The following is a 20,921-nucleotide window of genomic DNA, read 5'->3' on the forward strand; positions in this document are numbered from 1 at the left end:
CCATGACCACTACCGTCCCCGACCGCACCGAGCAGTCCACGGCAACGTCGGTCCTCGCGGTCGATGAGCTGCGGCGGCAGCTGCGCACGGCCGCCCTCGGCGCAACCCGGAAGAGCCTGCGTAGGAGTCTCCTGGTGGCCCTGTCGACGATCGTGCTCGTGCTCGCGATCTGGATCGCCGTCGTCCTCTTCAGCGGGGTCTCGCCCTACGTGGTCAAGGGCCCGTGGGACGTCTGGAAGCATGTGGTCACCGACGCGAAGGCGGCCGAGCATCGCGCCGAACTCGGCGGACTCTTCGCTGTGACGATGGGAGACGCGCTGATCGGCTTCACCGCGGGCCTGGTCGCGGCGATCCTCGGCGCGATCCTGTTCCGTCTGTCCAAGGGCATCGAGCATGCACTGATGCCGTTCGCGATGCTGCTGCGCTCGGTGCCGCTGATCGCGATGGCGCCGCTGATCATCCTGGTCTTCGGGCCCGGCTCGATCACCTCCGTCGCCGTGATCGGCGGGATCGTCGTGCTGTTCCCCGCACTGGTGACCATCGCCTTCGGCCTGAACAACGCCTCGCCGCAGATGCTCGACGTGGTCGCGGTCTACGGCGGCAGCACTTTCACCGCGATCCGGAAGGTCGCGATCCCCGGCTCGCTGCCCTCGCTCTTCGCCGCGATCCGCATCTCGGTCCCTGGGGCGATCACCGGGGCGCTCCTGGCCGAATGGCTTTCGACCGGCTCGGGCATCGGCGGCGCGATCAACGCCTGGTCGGCGCAGGCCCGCTTCGCCGACGTCTGGTCGGCGGTCGTACTCGTGACGGCCGTCTCGCTCGTTCTCTACATGCTCGTGCAGGTGCTCGAGAGCTTCGTGCTCTCCCGCATGTCCCTCGCCCTCGCCTGACCTCGCTCCCCTCCGCGAGATGCCTCTTATGCGCCCCTCGCCCGGCGTGTCGTCTACGTAAGAGGCATCTCGCGGGAGGAGCGGAGGGACGGGGCAGGGTCAGACGGTGACGATCGCGTCCACGCGCTGGCCGGCCAGCACCTCGCGGCCGCCGAACTCCATCACCACCGCGATCCCCTCGAGGCTCCAGCCGGCTCGCTCGATCAGGCGGCGGCTCGCGTCCAGCGTGCCCCCGGTCGCCAGCACGTCGTCGACCAGCAGCAGGCGCGAACCCGGCGGGGCCGCGTCCTCGTGCACCTCGAGCACCGTCTCGCCGTACTCGAGGACCGCCTGCTCGCGGAGCACGGCCCGCGGCAGCTTGCCGGGCTTGCGGATCATGACGACGCCGAGCCCCGCGGAGTAGGCGGCCGCCGCGGCGAGGAGGAAGCCGCGCGCCTCCACTCCGGCGATTGCGTCGATCCGGCCGCGGTAGGGCTCGAGCAGCGCGTCCACCACGGCGCGCAGGGCCTCGCCGTCGCCGAAGACCGGGGTGAGGTCGCGGAACAGGATGCCCGGGTGGGGGAAGTCGGGGACGACGGTGGTGAGGCGGTCGACGTGGTCGGCGGCGGTCGTGGTCACGGGGAACCTCCCGGTCGGCGGGTGCGCCCGGGCCGTCCGGCGATCGGGCCCTGGAAGTCTACGACCGGCCGCGGTCTCCTGCGGTTCGGAGGCGGTCAGTAGACTTCTTCCCGACCTGCTCCCGTCTCTGGGAGCCCATCCGTCAAGAGGAGATAGTTGTGGCCCTTATCGAGGCAGTCGTCGCCCGAGAAATTCTGGACTCCCGTGGCAACCCCACGGTCGAGGTCGAGGTCCTGCTCGAGGACGGCGCGTCTTCGCGAGCGGCCGTCCCGTCCGGTGCCTCCACCGGTGCGTTCGAGGCGTACGAGCTGCGCGACGGCGACTCCGACCGCTACCTCGGCAAGGGCGTGCAGAAGGCCGTTGACGCCGTCATTGATGAGATCGGCCCGGCCATCGAGGGCTTCGACGCCACGGACCAGCGCCTCGTCGACGCCGAGCTGATCGAACTCGATGGTACCGAGAACAAGTCCCGCCTGGGCGCGAACGCGATCCTCGGCGTCAGCCTCGCCGTGGCCAAGGCTGCCGCGCAGTCCTCCGATCTCGACCTGTTCCGCTATGTCGGCGGCCCGAACGCGCACACCCTGCCCGTGCCGCTGATGAACATCATCAACGGAGGCGCGCACGCCGACACCGGCGTCGACATCCAGGAGTTCATGGCCGTCCCTCTGGGCGCCGAGTCGTTCTCGGAGGGCCTGCGCTGGGGCGTCGAGATCTACCATGCGCTCAAGGCGCAGCTGAAGAAGGCCGGCTTCGCCACCGGCCTCGGCGACGAGGGTGGATTCGCCCCCGACCTGCCCACCAACCGCGAGGCGCTCGACTTCATCCTCAAGGCCGTCGAGGCCGCCGGCTTCACCCCGGGGAAAGACATCGGACTCGCGCTCGACGTCGCTTCCTCCGAGTTCTACGAAGACGGCGCCTACACGTTCGAGGGCAAGAAGCTCTCGGCCGAGGAGCTCTCCGCCTACTACGCCGACCTCGTCGCCAACTACCCGCTCGTCTCGATCGAGGACCCGCTGGACGAGGACGACTGGGCCGGCTGGACCCACCTCACTGCATCCATCGGCGACAAGGTGCAGCTCGTCGGCGACGACCTCTACGTCACCAACCCGGTGCGCTTGGCCCGTGGCATCGCCGAGAAGGCGGGCAACTCGATCCTGGTCAAGGTGAACCAGATCGGCACGCTCACCGAGACGCTCGACGCTGTGGCCCTCGCCCAGCGCAGCGGCATGACCGCGATCCTCTCGCACCGCTCCGGCGAGACCGAGGACACCACCATCGCCGACCTCGCGGTCGCGGTGGACGGCGGTCAGATCAAGACCGGCGCCCCTGCCCGCTCGGACCGGGTCGCGAAGTACAACCAGCTGCTGCGCATCGAGGAGATCCTGGGAGGTGCGGCGACCTACGCGGGTCGCTCCGCGTTCCCGCGCTTCTCCGCGTAGTCTCGGCACGCCGGAGCGGCCCCGAAGCCTCGCGCCTCGGTGCGGGAGCCGGGGCCGCTCCACTATCCCCCCGTCGCGACCGAGGAGGCACTTGCCGATGGCCCGTCTGCCCCGCCGCCCCTCGGCCCCCGGTGGTGCGCCGCGTCGGCCTGCTCCTGGGCCGCCGCCCGCCGCCCCGAAGGATCCCGCCGCAGCTGCGCGCCCGGCAGGCAGGGCGACGGCGGCGGGGAAGCCGCGCACCGCCTCCGCTCCGCGGTCACCGCGCCCGAAGCAGCCGCCCGCTGCGCCCTCGTCGGCGTGGATCGCCGGCGTCCGCGGCTCCGGCTTCACTCTGCTGGTGATGGGGATCATGATCCTCGCGGTGGTCGTGCTCGCCCCGGGTATCAAGAACTTCGTCGAGCAGCGCGCCGAGATCGCCGAGCTGCAACGCTCGGTCGACGCAGCCAAGACGCAGGCGCAGAACCTCGACGAGCAGCGCACCCGCTGGTCCGATCCGGCCTTCATCCGCGCGCAAGCCCGCGAGCGGCTCTACTTCGTCATGCCCGGCGAGGTCAGCTACCTCGTGCTGGACGACGTGACCCTCGCCCAGCAGGCGCAGCAGCCCGCGAGCGACACCGTGCAGGAGACGCCGAGCGACTGGGCCGGCTCCCTGCTCTCGTCGATCGCCGTCGCGGGCCTGGGCGAGCCGACCGCCGACGAGCTGGCCCCGACTCCGTAGCGCCGGGTTCGCGAGCCCGATACTGCCGCCCGCCCCCGCATACACTGGAGCGTCCTTTCGGCCGTCCGTCCTCTGGAGCCCCCGTGACCACGCCCCCCTTCGATCCGCCGTCCGAGCGCGACATTGCGATCGTCTCCGCCCAGCTGGGCCGCCCGGCCCGCGACGTGGTCGGGATCAGTGCCCGCTGCGTCTGCGGCGACCCGACGGTGGTCTCGACCAGCCCGCGCCTGTCCGACGGCACCCCGTTCCCCACCTTCTACTACTTGAGCCACCCGGCCGCGACGGCCGCGATCTCGCAGCTCGAGGCCACCCAGGTGATGGTCGAGTACAACGACATGCTGGCCGAAGACGAGGAGCTGCGCGAGGCCTACGCCGCCGCGCACCGGGCGTTCCTGGCCGACCGCGAGAGCGTCGGTTCCGTGCCCGAGATCGCGGGGATCTCCTCCGGCGGCATGCCCTCGCGAGTCAAGTGCCTGCACGCCCTCAGCGCGCACGCCCTCGCGGCCGGTCCCGGCGTCAATCCGATCGGCGACCTGGCCCTGGCCCGTGCCGACTGGTCTCCGGAGCGCTGCGAGTGCAGACCGCTCGACGGGTAGCCGCTCCTCTCGGAGCCGCGGAGGCGACACCACCGGCGCGCTCTTCGCTAAGCTGATCACCCGTCGGGGTCAGTGCTGTCCACCGCGTCGAGAGCGGGCACTTCGCGTTGCGTGAGGGTGTTCGCATTGTCCATCCCCCTTGGAGAATCAACCGTGCCCAAAATCCTGATCGTCGGAGGCGGCTACGCCGGCTTCTACACCGCGTGGAAGCTCGAGAAGCAGCTTCGCCCGCACGAGGCAGAGGTCACGATCGTCGACCCGCTGCCCTACATGGCGTATCTACCCTTCCTCCCCGAGGTCGCCGCGGGGTCCATCGAGCCCCGCCACGCGATCGTCTCGCTGCGCCGTCACCTCAAGAAGACCGCGATTCTCGCCGCCAAGGTGACGAAGATCGACCACGCGAACCGCATCGCGACCATCACTCCGACGGTCGGCGAGCCCTACGAATTCGAGTACGACCAGATCGTCGTCACCGCCGGCTCCGTTTCGCGTACCTTCCCGATCCCGGGCGTCGCCGACACTGCGATTGGCCTGAAGACGATCGAGGAGGCGACCGCAATCCGCGATCGCATACTCACCAACTTCGACAAGGCCGCGTCGCTCCCGGCCGGCCCCGAGCGCTCGCGCCTGCTGACCGTCACGGTCGTCGGCGGAGGCTTCGCGGGCATCGAGGTCTTCGCCGAGCTGCGCTCCTTCGCGAGCGCGCTGCTCAAGCGCTACCCCGAGATCGACTTCGAGGAGACGCAGTTCCACCTCATCGAGGCGATGGGCCGGATCATGCCCGAGGTTGCCCTCGAGACCAGCCACTGGGTGCTGAAGAACCTCGACCAGCGCGGCGCCACCGTGCACCTGGACACGCAGCTGAAGTCGGCCGAGAACGGCGTCATCCAGCTCTCGACCGGCGAGAGCTTCGAGTCGGACCTCATCATCTGGACCGCGGGCGTGATGGCGAACCCGTCGATCAAGAACTCCGACCTGCCGATCGAGGAACGAGGCCGCCTCCGCGTGCGCGCAGACCTCCGCGTCGGCCACGACGACGTGCTCGTCGAGGGTGCCTGGGGAGCCGGCGACGCGACTGCCGTCCCCGACCTCACCGGTGGCGGCGTCGGCGGCTTCTGCGTGCCGAACGCGCAGCACGCCGTCCGCCAGGGCAAGCTCCTGGCCAAGAACATCACCGCGGTGCTTCGCGGCGAGAAGCCGGTCGACTACATTCACAAGAATGCGGGAGCCGTCGCGGGCCTGGGCATCGGGATCGGCGTCTTCCAGTCCGGCAAGATCGCGATCAAGGGCTTCCCCGCCTGGGTCATGCACCGCGGTTACCACGGCCTCGCAATGCCCTCCTGGGAGCGCAAGTTCCGTGTGGTCTGGGGCTGGTGGAACAACCTCTGGCTCGGCCGGGATATCGCCTCGATCGAGGCGCGCGAGTACCCTCGCGGCTCCTTCGAGACTTACGCGTCGCGTCCGCGCCCGGCGGCACCAGCCGCCGAGGTGCCGGCCGCGCAGGCTCCGGCGCAGATCCCCGGCCAGGTCGGCGCTCCGGTGCCGGTCGGCGGAGAGCCCGCCAAGTCCTGACACCGCCGCCGGGAGGATCGCTCCTCCCGGTGGTCGCCCCCATAGCCCAATCGGCAGAGGCAGACGACTTAAAATCGTTTCAGTCTGGGTTCGAGTCCCAGTGGGGGCACTCCAGGTCACGACTCCGGATGCGGGCCGCGCCTACGCAGCGCGGGCGTGGCTGCTGCGGTGGGCGGGCTCGAGCAGTGCGGCCTCAAGGGCCTCGGTGACCTCGCCCGGGGTGCAGTCGGCGCAGAGCACGACGAGTTCCGGCTCGGTGTCGTGGCTGCCGGAGCGGTCGAGAACGGTGGCGTCGGTGCCGCAGAGTACACATTCGATCATCCGGGTACCGTACGTCCGACCTCCGACATCGCCGGGAGTCGCTCCGGCGCGTCCGCCGGCCGAGAGGTCCGTCATCGAGGTCGAGATCGGCTGGCGGGGCGTAGGCGGCCCGTCTGGAGTTCTCCACCTCGGTTGCGAACAGCTGTCGTCCGAAGACGCCGTCGGAACTCGAGTGTCGCTCGCCCGCGCCCCCGTCGCATAGAGTCATCGCCAGGCGGTTCCGCGCCTGGGCACGATCGTCCCGGAACACGGTCCGCCCGGTCCGCGGCGGGCGCCAGGAACGGCCCCGCCTCTCGTGCCCGCGGGCACCGTCATGCACTGCCCGGCGACGGGCGGCCGGGAGGCCTCTAATGGGGAAGCTGCTCTACGGAGCCTCGGGAGTCGAGATCGAGTTCGACGACCGCACGCTCACGCACGTCCAGATCGTCATCGCCAATAAGCTGCGCCGCCGCGAGAGCTTCTTCTTCTCCTGGCGCGATGACCCCGCGGTCGGTGACGGTCGCTCGAGCATCTGGCTCGACCCCTCCGTGCCCCTCTACTTCCGGTACTTCGGTGCCCGCGTCCCCTCGATCAACCGCACCTGGATCGACCTGCTGAGCGTCTCGGCGAATTCCTCCGGTGGGCTGCAGCTCACGCAGGAGCCGGACGCCGCGCCCCCTCCGCCGCCCAAGGGCGAGCAGGGCGCCTAACACCTCAACCGCCCGCCCTCGGAGAAGAGCCCATGCAGCGCGACGTCTCGGCCCACCTCACTCTCGACGTCGCGGCTCCCGCCGCTCTCGTCCTCTCGATCGCCGTGGCCGAGCCCTACGGTGCGCAGGAGTCGCTGGCGCTGAGCGTCGACGGCCGACCGCTCGTTGCGCGCGAGGTCGTGGACCAGCACGGCACCCGGCTGCATGTGCTCGACGCTCCCGTCGGGCACCTCGTCGTCGACTACTCCGCGCGGATCCACGGTCGCCTCACTCCCCTCGAGGGCGACGAAATGGATCGGCTGCGCTACCTGCGGCCGAGCCGCTACGCGGAGTCGGATGTGCTGTGGGCGACGGCGCGTGCGGAGTTCGCCGGTCTCACTGGGCCCGGCCTGCTGCACGCGGTGAGCTCCTGGGTCGGCACGCGGCTGGCCTACGTACCCGGGTCCAGCCTGCCGACCGACGGTGCCGAGCGGACTCTGCTCGCGCGCCGTGGAGTCTGCCGCGACTTCGCCCATCTGGTCGTCGCGCTCCTCCGGGCGCTCGACGTGCCCGCCCGACTTGCGGCCGTGTACGCGCCGGGGCTGCGGCCGATGGACTTTCACGCGGTCGCGGAGGCCTGGATCGAGGGGGAGTGGCGCGCGGTAGATGCGACGACGCTCGCGCCGCGGTCGAGCCTGGTGCGGATCGCGACGGGGCACGACGCGGCCGACACCGCGTTCCTCGGCGTGTACGGCGGCATCGCCACCCTCCGCGAACTCACCGTGAGCGCCGTGGCGGACGTGCTGCCCGATGACGACCTGGATCAGCCGGTCGCAATCGGTTGATCGAGCCGCTCGGCTACTCCGGTTCGATGAAGCGCCGCCAGGCCCAGATCGACGTGCACACCGCGGTGAACGCGACCACGGCGAAGAGCACCGGGCCCGCACCGCCGTCGGTCGACCAGGACGCGATCGTCGGCGTGAGCAGCACGAACAGGACGGTCGTTGCGAGCAGGGTCAGTCCGAGCCAGAGCAGCGGCGACCACTGCAGGATGCTGCGGCCGGCCGGTCGCCCGACGGGGAACAGCAGCATCACGCTTGAGCCCACCGAGAGCAGCGTGGTCGCGCTCAGGATCTCGGCTGCCAGCACGGAGGCGAACGATCCGTCGGGCGGGACGACGGCCGCGGTACCCCAGGCGATCCCGGCGAGTCCGAGGAGCGAGACGATGCGGACGGTGGCGAGCTTCGCCTGGTCGGCGGCGGACGCGCCCTCGGGGAGGACGAGGCCGATCACCACTCCGAAGAGGAACGCGGGGTCCAGCCCCGCGAAGCGCGAGACGAGGGCGGCCGCTGCGACCAGCAGCAGCGCGCGGGGAGCGGCGACGACGCCGACGTCCCTCAGCCCGAGGTGTCGACCGACCAGAGCCGGCACGGCAGCGGCGACCGCGTTGACGACAGCGACCGCGACGATGACCGCGATCAGCAGCCGCAGGTAGGCCGGCTGGCCGTCGACCCGACCCGAGAGCAGGACCAGCCCGGCCGCGCAGCCGATCATCCCGACCACCATCAGGCGCGGTGAGACGGGTGCGGCGTCCGGCTTGTCGTCGTACTCGACGGCGGCACGATTGCGACCGGTGAGCTGCCAGCTGCGTCCCGTGCGGGGTGCGCGTCCGGCCGCGGCGAGGCGGGCCGGGACCACGACCAGGGCGAGCGAGAGCAGAGCGAGGGCGAGCGAGCGCATCCAGTCGGCCATCGTGACGACGGGCGAGCCCGCGGTCAGCGCGGTGGTCATCCCGGTGGCGGAGCTCCAGCCGCCCGGAGCGGACCCCGTGTCGGGCGCCGGCGCCTGGGGAGGTGTCCCGCCGCCTTGGTCGGGGGCGGGCGCCGGCTCCGGGGTGGGCTGGTCGCTGGGCTCTTTCTGCGGCGCGGGTGCGTCGTCGTCGGGGTGTGTCGGAGCGGGGGCAGTGTTCGGCGCGGCGCTGGTGGGAGCGGGAGCGGGAGCGGCGGGCGCCGAGGGAGCGGCGGGCGAGGCCCCGGGAGTGGTGGGCGGCGTCGTGGTCGGCGTCGGGATGGGCGCGGTCGTCGTGGCCGCGAAGGTCACGTCGACCCAGGGGCTCGGCGAGCTGTAGTTACCGGCTTTGTCGCCCGCGATGACCGAGACGCGGTGCGCGCCGGCGGTGATGGTGCCTCCGGTGCATTTCCACACGCCTGCGCTGACCGCCGCGTCGCAGGTGTTGACCCGGTCGACGTACACGTAGGCGCGGGTGCCGTTGACGCCAGTCCCGGAATAGGAGGCGCCGCTGAGTGGCAGGACGGCGCCGGTGGCCGGCGAGGTCAGAGCGGGAGCGACGGGAGCCGCGGTGTCGACCACGAGGGTCACCGGCGCGCTCGCCGGCGAGGCGGCGCTGCCGGCGAAGGAGGCGGTCTGCGTCGCGGTGACGCGGTAGCTGCCAGGTGCGGGGGTGGGGGCGAGCTGGCAGAACCACGCGCCGCTGGAGTCGGCGGTGGCCAGGCACGCGGCGCCCCCGTTCGAGACCGCGGCGACCTTCGCGCCGGGGTACGCCGTGCCGCGGACCGAGCCCGCGGAGGTCGCCGAGCCGTCGACCGACTCGATCACCGGAGCGCTGAGGACGGTGATCGGGACGGCGGTCGAGGTGGTCCCGCCACCGGCCAAGAGTTCGACTGCCACGAGGGTCGCCGGGCCGTCCTTGAGGGTCACGGTGCAGCTCCACGTACCGTCGGCGCCTGTGGTGGTGATGCACAGCGGGTCGCCTCCGCCACGGAGGCCGATCTGCACCTGATTCCCCGCGGTCGCCGTGCCGGTGACGGTGGTGCTGCCCGATGTCAGCATGGCGCCCGACGCGGGCGCCGTGATCGCGAGAGCGGCCGCCTGAGCGGACGGAGCGGCGAGACCGGAGACGGAGGCGAGTAGGAGCAGCAGGAGCGCTGCCGTGCGCAACGGGGATCGGCGGACTCGGGGCACCGGCACGGCCGGTGAATCCCCCGGTACTGCCCTGTCGACACCCGATTTCACGATGCGTCCATTGCACGGGCGCAGGAGAGTGCTGTCAAGCGCGCCGCACCACTGTTCTCGGATGTACACCATTTAGAGGAGACCTCTCCGTCGGACGGTGGACACCGGGCGATCCGGGAGAGCGCTTCCGCGAGAATATACCCGGCGATCAGATCCGGAGGACAGTGGAATGCGCGAAGACGAGGCCCGTGGGCGCGATCGGCAGCAGGTGCGCGTCGAATCGGCGCGCTTCGACGACCCGCGCGAACTCGGTCGGCTCCTGCCGCCGGGTGTGCGGATCGGAGTGGCGCAAAGCGCCTTCCAAACGGAGGGCTCACTCGAGACCGGTGGCCGGGGCCGCTCGGTCTGGGACGACTTCGCCCTGCGGCGCGGAACGATCGCCGAGGAGGCGACTCCCGAGATCGCCACCGACTTCCTCCTGCGCTGGCGTGAAGATCTCGCGCTGCTGGTCGATCTCGGCGTCGACGAGCTGCGGCTCTCGGTCTCGTGGCCGCGGCTGCAGCCCGACGGACGTGGGCCGATCGACCGCGGCGCGCTCGGCTTCTACGACCGCCTGCTCGACGCGCTCGCCGAGGCGGGCATCCGCGTCGCACTGACCCTGCATCACCGTGACACTCCGTCGGCGCTCAGCGGCGGCTGGATGAACCGCGACACCGCGTTCCGCTTCGGCGACCTGGCCTTCGAGTTGGGCGGGCGGTTCGGCGACCGGGTCGCTGACTGGATCACCCTCGATCAGCCCTCGACGGTGATGCTCGAGGGCTATGTGCTCACACGCCAGGCGCCGGGCGCTGGGCGCCTGTTCAGCGCCCTCCCTGCGCTGCACCACCAGCTGCTCGGGCACGGCGTGGCCCTCGAGGCGCTACGGGCTGCGGAGGTGACGGGGCGGATCGGCCTCGTCGACGCGCTCGCGCCGGTGGAGCCCGCTTCCGATGACGACCGCGACCGCGCCTTCGCGGCTCTCGCGGACGTTCTGCGGAATCGCCTGGTCGGCGGCGCCGTCCTGACGGGGCCTATCCCGTCGGGCCGGAGGAGCTGCCGCCGTTCCTCGGCGCCCTCGCCCAGGCCGACCCGCTCGACCTCGCCCGTATCTCGGCTCCCCTCGACTTCTACGCTGTTGCGCCGTTGCCGCCGCAGCGGATCGTGGCGGGCCGCGATCCGGCACTGCCCACCGGAGTCGGCGCCGTGCCTGCCCTGCCGTTCCACACGGCGCCCTGGCCGGATCTGGACCGCACGGGTGACGGCTCGCCGGTCGCGCCCTGGGCAGTGGTCTCGGTGCTGCGGTCGCTGGTCGAGCGCTACGGCGAGGTGCTCCCTCCGCTGGTCGTCACCGCGCTGGGGGCGAGCTACCCGGACGAGCCCGACCGTGAGGGTGCGATCGTCGATAGGGAGCGGATCCGGTGGCTGGGCTCGCACCTCGCCGCGCTGGCGGAAGCGATCCACGACGGGCTGCCGGTGGAGGCCGTGCAGCTGTGGACTCTGGTCGATGCGTTCGAGTGGCAGCACGGTTACAGCCGGCCGCACGGGCTCGTCGCCGTCGACACGCGCAGCCGCGACCGGGTGCCGAAGGCGTCATTCGACTGGCTGCGGCGGGTCCTCGACGCCCGGTCGTGATGCCCGGGCGTGCGAGACTGCCGCCGTGCGCAGCCTCCTCGCCCTCGCCTCCGTCCTCCACGCCAAGCCCGCGCCGGTGCTCGCTGCGCTCGCCGACGTCCTCGCCGTCGACGGCGCGTACGAGCGCCGGGGGAGTGGGCTTGAGCGTCTCCTCCCCGTGTTCGGGGTGGAGCAGTGGCGGGTGTTCGCCGTCGAGGAGGGGTCGCGACTCGAGTGCGAGCTGGCCTCGGGGGCGGCCTCGTCGGCGCTCGCCGGAGTCTTTCTGCGGCGGCGCATCCGTGCGGCGCCGGAGCGGTTCCGCGCGGTTGTGACGGCGGTCGCCGACGCGGTGGAGTAACGCCTCGCGGCAGCCCTGGCCAACCCGCTTCCCCGCCCGCCCTGTGTCGCGGCCGCCGGCCCCGCTCCTCCGCGTGCCAGCGCCCCCCGAACGGGGAATGCGGCGATGCCCGACGCTGTTGTCTACGGAAGACGGGACGGGGCTCGGCGCCCCGCCCACCGGACAGCTCGGAGGAGCCAGAGGCAGATGGCAGGAACAGGGATGAACAAGGGCCGAAGGGGGCGTGGCAGCGACGAGGAGATCGTCTACCGCCGCCACGCGAACGGACGTGGCCTGGTCGCTCCCGGATCGCGCGTCTCGGCGAGCGCGTACGTGGAGACCGGCGCCTACGTCGAGCCCGGCGCGACGGTCGGCGAGCGGGCGTGGATCGGCGCCGGCAGCTGGGTCGACCGCGACGCGATGATCGGGCACAGCGCCTTCATCGGCGCGAACGTGCACGTTGGACCCGAGGCGATCATCGGCCCGGGCGCGCGGATCGGAAGCTACTCCCGGATCGGACGCTCGGCAGTGATCGCGACCGGTGCCCGCGTGGATCGGGACACCGTGGTGCCCGACGGTGCCCGCAAGGGCGTCGACGAGGCGCGCGAGAGCGGCAGCCGCGCGGCCTGACACCCTGCGACCCTGTTCCGTAGGCTCCTCCAGCGGCGGAATAGGGTCGTTCCATGTTCGAACTTCACCACCTCAGCGCCCAGGAGCAGTGGGACTGGCTCCAGCGCGGAGACATTACGTCCGTCGAACTCACTGAGCACTACCTCACCCGGATCGAGCGCTGGAACGACGAGCTCGGCGCCTTCGCCACGGTGACCGCCGAGAGAGCCCGGGAGCGAGCCTCGGCGCTCGGCCCAGCGCCCGGCACGGCTCCGCTCTGGGGCCTGCCCAGCGGCGACAAGGACCTCTGGCGGCGCGCGGGAGTGCGGACCGCCTTCGGCTCGCGTCTGCGCGAGCACGACGTGCCCACCGTCTCGGACGAGATCGTCGAGGTGCTCGACGCGGCGGGAACAGTCAGCCTCGGCAAGACCGCGGCACCCGAGTTCGGGATGCCTGCGTACACCGAGACGCGGATCGGGCCGCCCGCCGTCACGCCGTGGGACACTCGGCTGGGCGCCGGCGGATCCAGCGGAGGCGCCGCGGTCGCCGTCGCAGCGGGCCTGCTCCCGTTCGCGCCGGCCTCGGACGGCGGTGGGTCGATCCGCATCCCCGCCGCTGCTTGCGGCCTCGTGGGCCTGAAGCCCTCGCGGGGCCGCGTCGCCGCGCTCTCCGGGATCGGCGGCGTCGGCGGCCTGAGCGTTGCCGGACCGATCGCCCGCTCCGTCGCCGACGCGGGCCTCCTGCTGGAGGGGATGCTGGAGCGGCGCAACGGCCGCCTTCCGCAGCGGTGGTCGCTCGGTGCCCCCGGAGACGGCGAGGGCTCGTTCCTCGGTGCCGCGGTGCGCGGGGAGGGCCGCTTCCAGATCGGCGTGCTGACGGACTCGCCGTGGGACGACGCCTACGAGATCCGCTTGGCGCCGGAGGCACGCGCCGCGCTGGACGAGGGGATCGCCGCGCTGGCCGCCCTCGGTCACGGGCTCGAGCAGGCATCGCTGCCCCCGAGCGCCGACTACCCGGCCGCCTTCCGGATGCTGTGGCAGAGCGGAGCCGCGACTCTGCCCGTCGAGGGTGCGGACCTGGACCTCCTGGAGCCGTTGACCCGCTGGCTGGTGGAGGAGGGACGGCGCCGCTCCGCCCGTGACCTCGTCGAGGCCGCCTCGTGGCTCTCGGGCTATGAGCGCGCGGTGATCGCCGCATTCTCGGCGTTCGACGCCGTCCTGACTCCGTCGATGGCGATGACGCCGCGCCCCGTCGGCTGGTACGACCTCGAGGATCCGGAGCGCAACTTCGAGCAGCAGTGCCTGTACACGCCATACACGTCGTTCGTGAACGTGAGCGGTCTCCCTGCGATCACCCTGCCGCTGAGCACGACGGAGGAGGGGCTGCCGATGGGGATCCAGCTGATCGGACGGCCGGGCGGCGAGGCGACGCTGCTCGCGATCGGTACGCAGCTCGAGCGACGAGCGCGCTGGCAGCGGAGGCACCCGCCGCAGTGGTGACGGGTCCGGTTTGTGCTCCTGATTAAGGCACGGCTCCGGGTGTCCTGCGAATGATCAGGATCCGACTCTGGCCACTGAGGTAAGCCTTGCCTATACTGGAACGCGATGTGCATGTTCGAGGACCGCGACGGCTCCGCGCCGGTCAACGCGAAGCAGTTCCTGATCGCGGGCGATGAGAGCGTCGTGCCGTGGATCCAGAGCATCCTCGACGTCCTCCCCGCCACCGCCCGCGGCCAGGTCTTCGTCGAGGTCGACGATGCTCGCGGTCTGCCGCCGCTCGCGGCTCCCGGTCGGGTCTGCGTCACCTGGCTCGGCCGCTCCGAGCGCTCGGGCGCCCCCGGCACCGGTGAGCGCTGCCGACGCGGAGTCGCACTCGACCGTGCGGTGCGGGCCTGGGTTGGCGAGATGTCCGTCATCGACGGTGACTACCCGTGGGCCGACGACCGGCACGACTTCTGCGCTTGGATCGGCGGGGTCGGCCCGGTCGTTACCCAGCTCGCGGCCGACGTCGAGGCGCGCCTGCGTTCCTCCTCCGAGCACGCCGCGCACTGACCTCGAACCGCGGAGTCCGCGTGGGTTAGGCAAGGCTTACCTTCTGTGCGACACTGAGGTGATGCCTCCGACGACCGCAGCCCCCGCCCGCCCGGCCTACCGGCCGTACCTCGCGACCGTTGCCGCAGTGACCCGGATCGCCCCGCACTTCATCAGAGTCACCTTCACCGGCACCGACGTCGACTGCGTCGGCCGCACCGGCCCCGACCAGCGGATCAAACTCGTCGTCCCCACCGACGCCTCCGACGCCCCCGCCTTCCTCGCCTCCGTCTCCAACCCCGACGGACCCGACGGGCTCGACCCCGACTGGTACGGCCGCTGGCGCTCCCTCCCCGACGCACTCCGGAACCCGCTTCGCACCTACACGATCCGAGCCGTCCGCCCCGAACTCGCCGAAGTCGACGTCGACTTCGCCGCCCACGGCGACGCTGGACCGGCCTCAGCCTGGGTGGAATCCGCCCGCGCCGGCGACCAGATCGTCATCATTGCTCCCGACAGCCGCTCCGAACTGCCCGGCGGCGGAGCCGAATTCCACCCAGGAGCCGCCACCTCCCTCCTGCTCGCCGGAGACGAGACAGCCGTCCCCGCCATCGCCGCAATCCTCGAGAGCCTCGACGACGACGCCACCGGAGCCGCCTTCCTCGAAGTCCCCACAGCCCTGGACCGACTTCCGCTCCACCACCCCGCCAGCATGCACGTCACATGGATCATCCGCACAGAGGCTCAAGCACCCGGCGCAGCACTCGGCGACGCGGTCCGCACCTGGGCGACCCGCTTCCTCACAGCCCACCACCGCGGAGTCGACGTCAGCGACATCGACATCGACCACGAGATCCTCTGGGAAGTCCCCGAAGAGAGCAGCGACCCCGGCCTGTACGCCTGGATCGCCGGCGAAGCGGGCGCGGTCAAGCTCATCCGCCGCTGCCTGGTCACCGAACTCGGAGTCGACCGGAAGCGGGTGGCGTTTATGGGTTACTGGCGCCTCGGCCGCCCCGAGTCCTAACCGCCGGAGCGCCGCAGGGCGACGTTCTGCGGCGTTGTCGGCGGGCGCGATACCGGCGGTATCGCTTCCTTCTCCGCCTTGCAGAACGTCGCCCTGCGACGCTCCGGGGGTGCTTGCCGCTGGGTGATGTTTTGCGGTGGTGTGGGCGGGCGGGATACCGGCGGTATTGCTTTCTTTTCCGTCTTGCAGAACGTCGCCCTGCGACGCTCCGGGGGTGCTTGCCGCGGGGTGATGTTTTGCGGTGGTGTGGGCGGGCGGGATGCCGGCGGTATTGCTTTCTTTTCCGTCTTGCAGAACGTCGCCCTGCGACGCTCCGGGGGTGCTTGCCGCGGGGTGATGTTTTGCGGTGGTGTGGGCGGGCGGGATGCCGGCGGTATTGCTTTCTTTTCCGCCTTGCAGAACGTCGCCCTGCGACGCTCCGGGGGTGCTTGCCGCTGGGTGATGTTTTGCGGTGGTGTTGGCGGGCGGGATGCCGGCGGTATTGCTTTCTTTTCCGTCTTGCAGAACGTCGCCCTGCGACGCGACGGGGCGCTCGGAGGGTGGGGCAGCGCGCCAGGGGCGCGGGCGGGCGGGGAGTCTTCGTGCTGATCAAGTAGCCCTCGCAGAGGGCGTGTCGAGATCCGCGGACGCAGGCGCGCGAGGTTACAGGGTGGGGGAGACGCCGACGAGGCGGCTGGAGAGGGTCCACAGGTCGTGAGCGAGCGCTCGATCGTGGGCCTGAGGGTTCAGGGAGCCGTGAGGGGTGAGCTGGTCGAAGTAGGTGCCGCTGGCGGCGCCGACGTCGGGCTCGGAGGCGAGAGTGATCAGGGGCACCGCACCCGCCTCGGCGGAGATGCCGAAGGAGCCGACGGAGAGACTGGTCATCAGCTTCATCATCGTGCTGTCAGCACCGAAGCTCGTCGAGACGACGCCCGGATGGAACGAGTAGGCGTCGACCGACGTCGTCAGCAGGCGCTCCGCCAGCTCCCGGATGAACAGGATCGTCACCAGCTTCGACGTGCCGTAGGCGCGCCAGCCGCCGAACCACGGGCCGCGGCGGTTGTCGAGGTCGTCGAGCTTCAGCCGGCCGAACCGGTTCGCGAGGCTCGCCGTCGACACGATCCGCACGCCCGCGCGCTCCCGCGAGGTCTCGATCATCCGCGGGAGCAGCAGGCGGGTGAGCAGGAAGGGCGCCAGATGGTTGCTCTGAACCGTGCGCTCGTGGCCGTCGACCGTCTCGGCGCGGTGCGAAACGAGTCCGCCGGCATTGTTTGCGAGCACGTCGATCCGCTCGTACCGTTCGAGCAGCACGTCGGCCAGCGCGCGGACGTCGTCGAGCCGGTCGAAGTCGGCGAGGAAGGGATCGCCGCCCACCTCGGCGGCGACTGCGCGCGTGCGCTCGGGATGGCGACCGACCACCGCCACCCGCGCGCCGGCCGCGGCCAGAGCTCCTGCCGCGACCCGGCCGATGCCGGAGCTCGCACCGGTGAGGACGACGACGCGCCCCGTCATGTCAGTGACCACGGAGATACCCGCCCTTCTCGAGGCCAGCCTCGATCTCGAATCTATTGCTCAGTGGATCACGGCCCGCCACGGTGTACACGAGCGGAAACCACATTCCGTACAGCCGCCACTGCTCCTTGTGCACGGCCTCGTGCTCGAGGACCTGGTCGGAGACGTTCGTTCTCGTCAGGTAACTGGTGCCGACGCAGGACCCGCCGCGGCTAAACGCCCACGAGGGCAACCCGGTGAAGACGACGAGGCCGTGGCTGCGCCGGATCGGCCCGGTGCTCCACAGGGCGCCCCAGGCGAGCCCGATCGCGCAGGCGAAGAGGTAGCCCGGCCGGGTGATTGCCGGGTCCAAAGCAACCTTCGCGACGCGACGACGGAGGGCGCTCACGCGCTGTCGCGTCCGTAGGTCTCGAGCAGCCGTAGCCAGACCTCGCTGATCGTGGGGTAGGAGGGGATCGCGTGCCAGAGGCGGGAGAGCGGCACCTCGCCGACGACCGCGATGGTCGCGGAGTGGATCAGCTCGCCGACCTCCTTGCCGACGAAGGTGACGCCGAGCACGACCTTCCGGTCCTCGTCGACGACCATCCGCGCCGTGCCCGTGTAGCCGTCGGCGGCGAGGGCGGCGCCGGCGACGGAGCCGATCTCGTAGTCGATGACGCGGATGCGGTAGCCGGCCTTCTCGGCGGCCGCGGCGGTGAGGCCGACGGAGGCGACCTCCGGATCGGTGAAGACGACCTGCGGCACGGCCTCGTGGTCGGCGGTCGCGACGTGCGCACCCCAGGGTGCGTCCTGGACCTCGGTGCCGGCGGCGCGCGCGACGATGACATCGCCGGCGGCGCGGGCCTGGTACTTGCCCTGGTGCGTGAGCAGCGCGCGATGGTTGACATCGCCGACTCCGTAGAGCCACGGGCGATCACCGCCGAGGGGGACGCCGTCGGCGCCAAGCACGAGCATCGTGTCGTCGACCGCGAGTGAGGAGCCGGGCTCGAGCTCTACCGTCTCGAGCCCGATGTCGCGGGTGTGCGGAGCGCGTCCGGTCGCGGCGAGGACCTGCTCGGCCTCGATCACGTCACCGCCCGTGAGGGTCACGGTGACGATGCCGTCGGTCCGGCGCTCGACCGAGGCGGGGGAGTGGCCGAGGCGGAGATCGACGCCGAGTGCGCGGAGTGCATCGCCCACGAGCTCGCCGGCGAACGGCTCGAACGGCGCGAGGAGCCCGCTGCGGGCGACCAGGGTGACGGAGGAACCCATGCCCGCGTAGGCCGTCGCCATCTCGGTGGCAACGACTCCGCCGCCGATCACGACGAGGCGCGGCGGCACCTCCTCTGCCGAGGTGGCCTCGCGGCTCGTCCACGGGGAAGCGGCGCGCAGGCCCGGAATGTCGGGGACGACGGCGCGAGTGCCGGTCGCGACGGCGACGGCGGAGCGGGCACGAAGGACCCGGACCCCGCCGTCCGGTCCGGTCACGGTTACCTCGCGCTCGGCGCTCAGACGGCCGTGCCCGCGGACGAGTTCGATGCCGGCGCCCTCGAGCCACTGCACCTGGCCGTGGTCGTCGAAGTGGCTCGTGAAGGAGTCGCGGCGGGCCAGGAGAGCGGCGACATCGACGCCTCCGCTAACGGCCTGCGCGGCGCCGAGCAGATCGTGTGCGGCCCGCAACGCCATCGGCGGGCGGAGCAGCGCCTTTGAGGGCATGCACGCCCAGTAGGAGCATTCGCCACCCACCAGCTCGCTCTCGACGACAGCGGCGGTGAGCCCGCCCTGCACCGCTCGGTCCGCGAGGTTCTCGCCGACCGGGCCTGCTCCGATGACGATGACGTCGAACTCGTCGGTCGTCGTGCTGCTCATACGGTCTCCTTGAGGGTCTCGGAGGCGTCGAGCCCCGCGGTGGGTGGAGGCGCGGCGCTCAATGCGCCGGCACGATCTCGGCGCGCCAACCGTCGTAGCGCCCGCCGTGGCTCTCGACCGCCTCGATCACCTGGCGGAGGAACGCGGTGGTCGACTCCTCGTCCACCGCGGCGTGATGGCCGGCGACGAGGACTTGGCGCAGCCGCAGCCGCAAGATCGCGATCTCGTAGCCGGAGGCCACGAGCATACGTGCGGCGCGGCGCGCGGTGCTGCGGCGGGAGAACACAGCGAAGTGGTCGACCTCGCGCAACTCCCAGACCTGGTCGCCGTAGCGGAGCCGGATCTCCAGCTGCTGCGCGGCGCGCGCCCGCTGCGCCTTCAGCGAGGAGCTGCCGGGAGCAGTGACGGTGGTGCTCTCCTCGCTCATCGGCCGGTGAATTCGGCATTCGTGCGGCGGAGGAACGCCTCGGCGCCAATGCGGGCGTCCTCGGAGGCGGCGAGGCGGGCAAGCGCACCGGGGAGCGCGGCGACCGCCTCGGTGTCGGAGGTGGAGACCGCGAGCCGGGCGTTCGCGAGCGCGGCCTGCACAGCGAGCGGCGCCTGTGCGGCGATCCGTGCCGCGAGGGCGGAGGCAGCCTCGGTGACGGTGCCGTCGGGGACGACCTCCTGCACGAGGCCGATGCGGTGGGCCTCCTCGGCGTCAAAGAGATCACCGGTGAGGATCCAGCGCATCGCGTCGCCCCAGCCCACTGCGCGCGGGAACCGCAGCGTCGATCCGCCGAAGGGCAGGATGCCGCGCGCGACCTCGAGCTGTCCGAATCGCGTGGACCGCTCGGCGAGGACGACGTCGCTCGCGAGGGCCAGCTCGATGCCGAGAGTGAGGCAGATGCCCTGGATCCCGATGACGACCGGCTTGCTCACGGGGCGGGTGCGCAGCCCCCACGGGTCAAGACCGCCCTCGGGCACGAAGTCGAGCGCTCCCGCACCCAGGAGTGGTCCGATGTCGGCGAGATCGAGCCCGGCCGTGAAGTGTTCTCCCTCGGCGAGTACCACGCCTGCCCGCAGCTGCGGATCGCGGTCGAGTTCGCCGTAGGCGGCGGCCAGCTCGGCGAGCAGCCGCAGGTCGGCGGCGTTGCGCTTCTCCGGCCGGTCAAGCACGATCGCGAGCACGGCGCCGCGGCGTTCCGTGCTCACGCGCGGTCTCTCGTCGCTCATGGTTCCTCCGCTTGGTCGCGTCTGACCATCTTGCCGGGTGCCACCGACATGCGCCGGGGCTTGCGCGTCGCTGGGTAGGCGTTCCTCAGGCCCCGCGGGACAGAGCGCCGAGGAGACGGAGGATCGTGGGTAGGTCGTCCTCGGCCGCGGCCGGCGAGGACGGGCGAAGGAGGTGACCCCGGCGCCCGCGAGCGGGAAGCGGGCCCGCAGAGCGTCCAGACTCGCGACGAGGCGGGAGGCGGAGACTCCGAAAGGGACCGGGTCGAACAGGCCCGCGAGATCGGCGGGGTCGAGCACATCGAGATCTACGTGCACGTACACGGAGGCGGCACCCGTGGCCTCAACGGCGGCGATCAACGACTCGGCGTCGAGGGCGTCGGCGGCGATGACCGCGGCGCCGCGTTCGACCAGGGGCTCGAGTTCTCCCTCGTCGGCGGAACGCACTCCGGCGAGCACGACGTTCTCGTCGGCCACCCGCTCGTCGGCGCCGGCGCTCAGCAGGCCCACGCCGCGGCCCAGCGCCGCCGCGAGGACCATGCCGCAGAAGGCTCCGCTGCTGGAGGAGTCGGGCGTGTGTGCGTCCGGATGCGCGTCGAGCCACACCAGCGCGACCGGGCCCGCGGCGGTCCGCACCGCATGCCCGATCGCCGCGAACTCGACGCCGCAGTCGCCGCCGATCGTGATCACCGGCTCGGTGCGGCCGGCGAGAGCCTCCCGCACCCGCTCGGCGACGGTCGCGACGGAGGCGTAGCGGCGGACGCCGGTGTCCTGCGCGTCACCCGCCTCGGTGGGCACCTCGAGGGTGGTGGTGGCGGAGGAGGGCAGATCGCCCCGGATCGCCTCGGCTCCGTCGACGAGGCGCATCGCGCGCGTCGACGCCGAGCCCTGCCACTGGGGAACGACAAGGAAGGAGGCCATGTCC

Annotated in this window: 22 protein-coding genes, 1 tRNA gene and 1 pseudogene; 15 read left to right on the plus strand and 9 right to left on the minus strand. The window is 71.6% G+C overall.

Annotated features, from left to right (window positions below; translation table 11 throughout):
* The first annotated feature begins 2 nt into the window (after nt 1-2).
* Nucleotides 3-890: an ABC transporter permease gene (locus C1O28_RS03290; protein ID WP_097166609.1), complete on the plus strand. Its 888-nt coding sequence runs from the start codon at nt 3-5 to the stop codon at nt 888-890.
* Between the two features lie 99 nt (nt 891-989).
* On the opposite strand, the gene C1O28_RS03295 is transcribed toward C1O28_RS03290, so the two are convergent.
* The gene (locus C1O28_RS03295) at nt 990-1,508 is read right to left on the minus strand and encodes an adenine phosphoribosyltransferase (RefSeq protein ID WP_097166608.1); all 519 of its coding nucleotides are present in this window, start codon (nt 1,506-1,508) and stop codon (nt 990-992) included.
* A 158-nt stretch (nt 1,509-1,666) separates the two neighbouring features.
* On the opposite strand from C1O28_RS03295, the gene eno reads away from it, so the two are divergent.
* The 5 genes from eno (at nt 1,667) to C1O28_RS03320 (ending at nt 5,942) form a co-directional block, all read left to right on the plus strand.
* Nucleotides 1,667-2,947 (plus strand): phosphopyruvate hydratase, encoded by a 1,281-nt coding sequence (gene eno / locus C1O28_RS03300; protein WP_097166607.1) that lies wholly within the window; start codon nt 1,667-1,669, stop codon nt 2,945-2,947.
* Nucleotides 2,948-3,044: 97 nt separating this feature from the next.
* Nucleotides 3,045-3,665, plus strand: a complete 621-nt coding sequence (locus tag C1O28_RS03305) for an FtsB family cell division protein (protein ID WP_097166606.1) — start codon at nt 3,045-3,047, stop codon at nt 3,663-3,665.
* A gap of 83 nt (nt 3,666-3,748) precedes the next feature.
* Nucleotides 3,749-4,261, plus strand: a complete 513-nt coding sequence (locus C1O28_RS03310; protein ID WP_097166605.1) for a DUF501 domain-containing protein — start codon at nt 3,749-3,751, stop codon at nt 4,259-4,261.
* Nucleotides 4,262-4,414: 153 nt separating this feature from the next.
* Nucleotides 4,415-5,833, plus strand: a complete 1,419-nt coding sequence (locus tag C1O28_RS03315; RefSeq protein ID WP_097166604.1) for an NAD(P)/FAD-dependent oxidoreductase — start codon at nt 4,415-4,417, stop codon at nt 5,831-5,833.
* Between the two features lie 35 nt (nt 5,834-5,868).
* Nucleotides 5,869-5,942, plus strand: a tRNA-Leu gene (locus C1O28_RS03320).
* Between the two features lie 32 nt (nt 5,943-5,974).
* On the opposite strand, the gene C1O28_RS03325 is transcribed toward C1O28_RS03320, so the two are convergent.
* On the minus strand, nt 5,975-6,154 hold the full coding sequence (locus C1O28_RS03325; RefSeq protein WP_127821429.1) for a hypothetical protein: 180 nt from the start codon (nt 6,152-6,154) through the stop codon (nt 5,975-5,977).
* 350 nt (nt 6,155-6,504) lie between these two features.
* Between C1O28_RS03325 and C1O28_RS03330 the strand changes: the two genes are divergently transcribed.
* Both C1O28_RS03330 and C1O28_RS03335 read left to right on the plus strand, forming a co-directional pair.
* Nucleotides 6,505-6,843 (plus strand): DUF7882 family protein, encoded by a 339-nt coding sequence (locus C1O28_RS03330; RefSeq protein ID WP_097166602.1) that lies wholly within the window; start codon nt 6,505-6,507, stop codon nt 6,841-6,843.
* Nucleotides 6,844-6,875: 32 nt separating this feature from the next.
* The gene (locus C1O28_RS03335) at nt 6,876-7,667 is read left to right on the plus strand and encodes a transglutaminase-like domain-containing protein (RefSeq protein WP_097166601.1); all 792 of its coding nucleotides are present in this window, start codon (nt 6,876-6,878) and stop codon (nt 7,665-7,667) included.
* Nucleotides 7,668-7,680: 13 nt separating this feature from the next.
* On the opposite strand, the gene C1O28_RS03340 is transcribed toward C1O28_RS03335, so the two are convergent.
* Nucleotides 7,681-9,810: a hypothetical protein gene (locus tag C1O28_RS03340; protein WP_127821430.1), complete on the minus strand. Its 2,130-nt coding sequence runs from the start codon at nt 9,808-9,810 to the stop codon at nt 7,681-7,683.
* Between the two features lie 193 nt (nt 9,811-10,003).
* Entirely contained in the window at nt 10,004-10,147 is a 144-nt protein-coding gene (locus C1O28_RS15540; RefSeq protein ID WP_244210540.1) for a hypothetical protein, read from the minus strand.
* Here C1O28_RS15540 and C1O28_RS16035 point away from each other — a divergent pair.
* From C1O28_RS16035 to C1O28_RS03365, 7 genes and pseudogenes are all read left to right on the plus strand, one after another.
* Nucleotides 10,139-10,840 (plus strand): annotated as a pseudogene (locus tag C1O28_RS16035) (glycoside hydrolase family 1 protein); the annotation flags it as partial. The gene C1O28_RS15540 and the pseudogene C1O28_RS16035 sit on opposite strands and share 9 nt — an antisense overlap.
* A gap of 137 nt (nt 10,841-10,977) precedes the next feature.
* A complete protein-coding gene (locus tag C1O28_RS15835) occupies nt 10,978-11,466 on the plus strand; it encodes a family 1 glycosylhydrolase (RefSeq protein WP_164861103.1) in 489 nt (162 codons plus the stop codon).
* A gap of 25 nt (nt 11,467-11,491) precedes the next feature.
* A complete protein-coding gene (locus C1O28_RS15030; RefSeq protein WP_097166598.1) occupies nt 11,492-11,803 on the plus strand; it encodes a hypothetical protein in 312 nt (103 codons plus the stop codon).
* Between the two features lie 201 nt (nt 11,804-12,004).
* Nucleotides 12,005-12,412, plus strand: coding sequence for a transferase (locus C1O28_RS03350; protein WP_097166597.1), 408 nt, complete (start codon nt 12,005-12,007; stop codon nt 12,410-12,412).
* A gap of 53 nt (nt 12,413-12,465) precedes the next feature.
* Nucleotides 12,466-13,890, plus strand: a complete 1,425-nt coding sequence (locus C1O28_RS03355) for an amidase (protein WP_097166596.1) — start codon at nt 12,466-12,468, stop codon at nt 13,888-13,890.
* Nucleotides 13,891-14,001: 111 nt separating this feature from the next.
* Nucleotides 14,002-14,442, plus strand: a complete 441-nt coding sequence (locus C1O28_RS03360; protein ID WP_160487519.1) for an SIP domain-containing protein — start codon at nt 14,002-14,004, stop codon at nt 14,440-14,442.
* A gap of 61 nt (nt 14,443-14,503) precedes the next feature.
* Entirely contained in the window at nt 14,504-15,445 is a 942-nt protein-coding gene (locus tag C1O28_RS03365; RefSeq protein WP_097166594.1) for a siderophore-interacting protein, read from the plus strand.
* Nucleotides 15,446-16,087: 642 nt separating this feature from the next.
* Here the strand turns inward: C1O28_RS03365 and C1O28_RS03370 are convergent.
* Genes C1O28_RS03370 through C1O28_RS15890 form a run of 5 tightly spaced genes read right to left on the minus strand, consistent with a single transcriptional unit; the run spans nt 16,088 to nt 20,917 of the window.
* Nucleotides 16,088-16,948, minus strand: coding sequence for an SDR family NAD(P)-dependent oxidoreductase (locus C1O28_RS03370; RefSeq protein WP_243392067.1), 861 nt, complete (start codon nt 16,946-16,948; stop codon nt 16,088-16,090).
* Nucleotides 16,938-17,324 (minus strand): Fe-S oxidoreductase, encoded by a 387-nt coding sequence (locus tag C1O28_RS03375; protein ID WP_097166592.1) that lies wholly within the window; start codon nt 17,322-17,324, stop codon nt 16,938-16,940. Before C1O28_RS03375 ends, C1O28_RS03370 begins: the two co-directional genes overlap by 11 nt.
* On the minus strand, nt 17,321-18,784 hold the full coding sequence (locus C1O28_RS03380) for a dihydrolipoyl dehydrogenase family protein (RefSeq protein ID WP_097166591.1): 1,464 nt from the start codon (nt 18,782-18,784) through the stop codon (nt 17,321-17,323). The genes C1O28_RS03375 and C1O28_RS03380 overlap by 4 nt, the downstream gene beginning before the upstream one ends.
* A gap of 58 nt (nt 18,785-18,842) precedes the next feature.
* Nucleotides 18,843-19,211 (minus strand): ribonuclease E inhibitor RraB, encoded by a 369-nt coding sequence (locus tag C1O28_RS03385; protein ID WP_097166590.1) that lies wholly within the window; start codon nt 19,209-19,211, stop codon nt 18,843-18,845.
* The gene (locus C1O28_RS15890; protein WP_338052083.1) at nt 19,208-20,917 is read right to left on the minus strand and encodes a crotonase/enoyl-CoA hydratase family protein; all 1,710 of its coding nucleotides are present in this window, start codon (nt 20,915-20,917) and stop codon (nt 19,208-19,210) included. Before C1O28_RS15890 ends, C1O28_RS03385 begins: the two co-directional genes overlap by 4 nt.
* Between the last annotated feature and the right edge of the window lie 4 nt (nt 20,918-20,921).

Origin of the sequence: Rathayibacter rathayi, assembly GCF_004011095.1 — a bacterium.
Classification (GTDB): domain Bacteria; phylum Actinomycetota; class Actinomycetes; order Actinomycetales; family Microbacteriaceae; genus Rathayibacter; species Rathayibacter rathayi.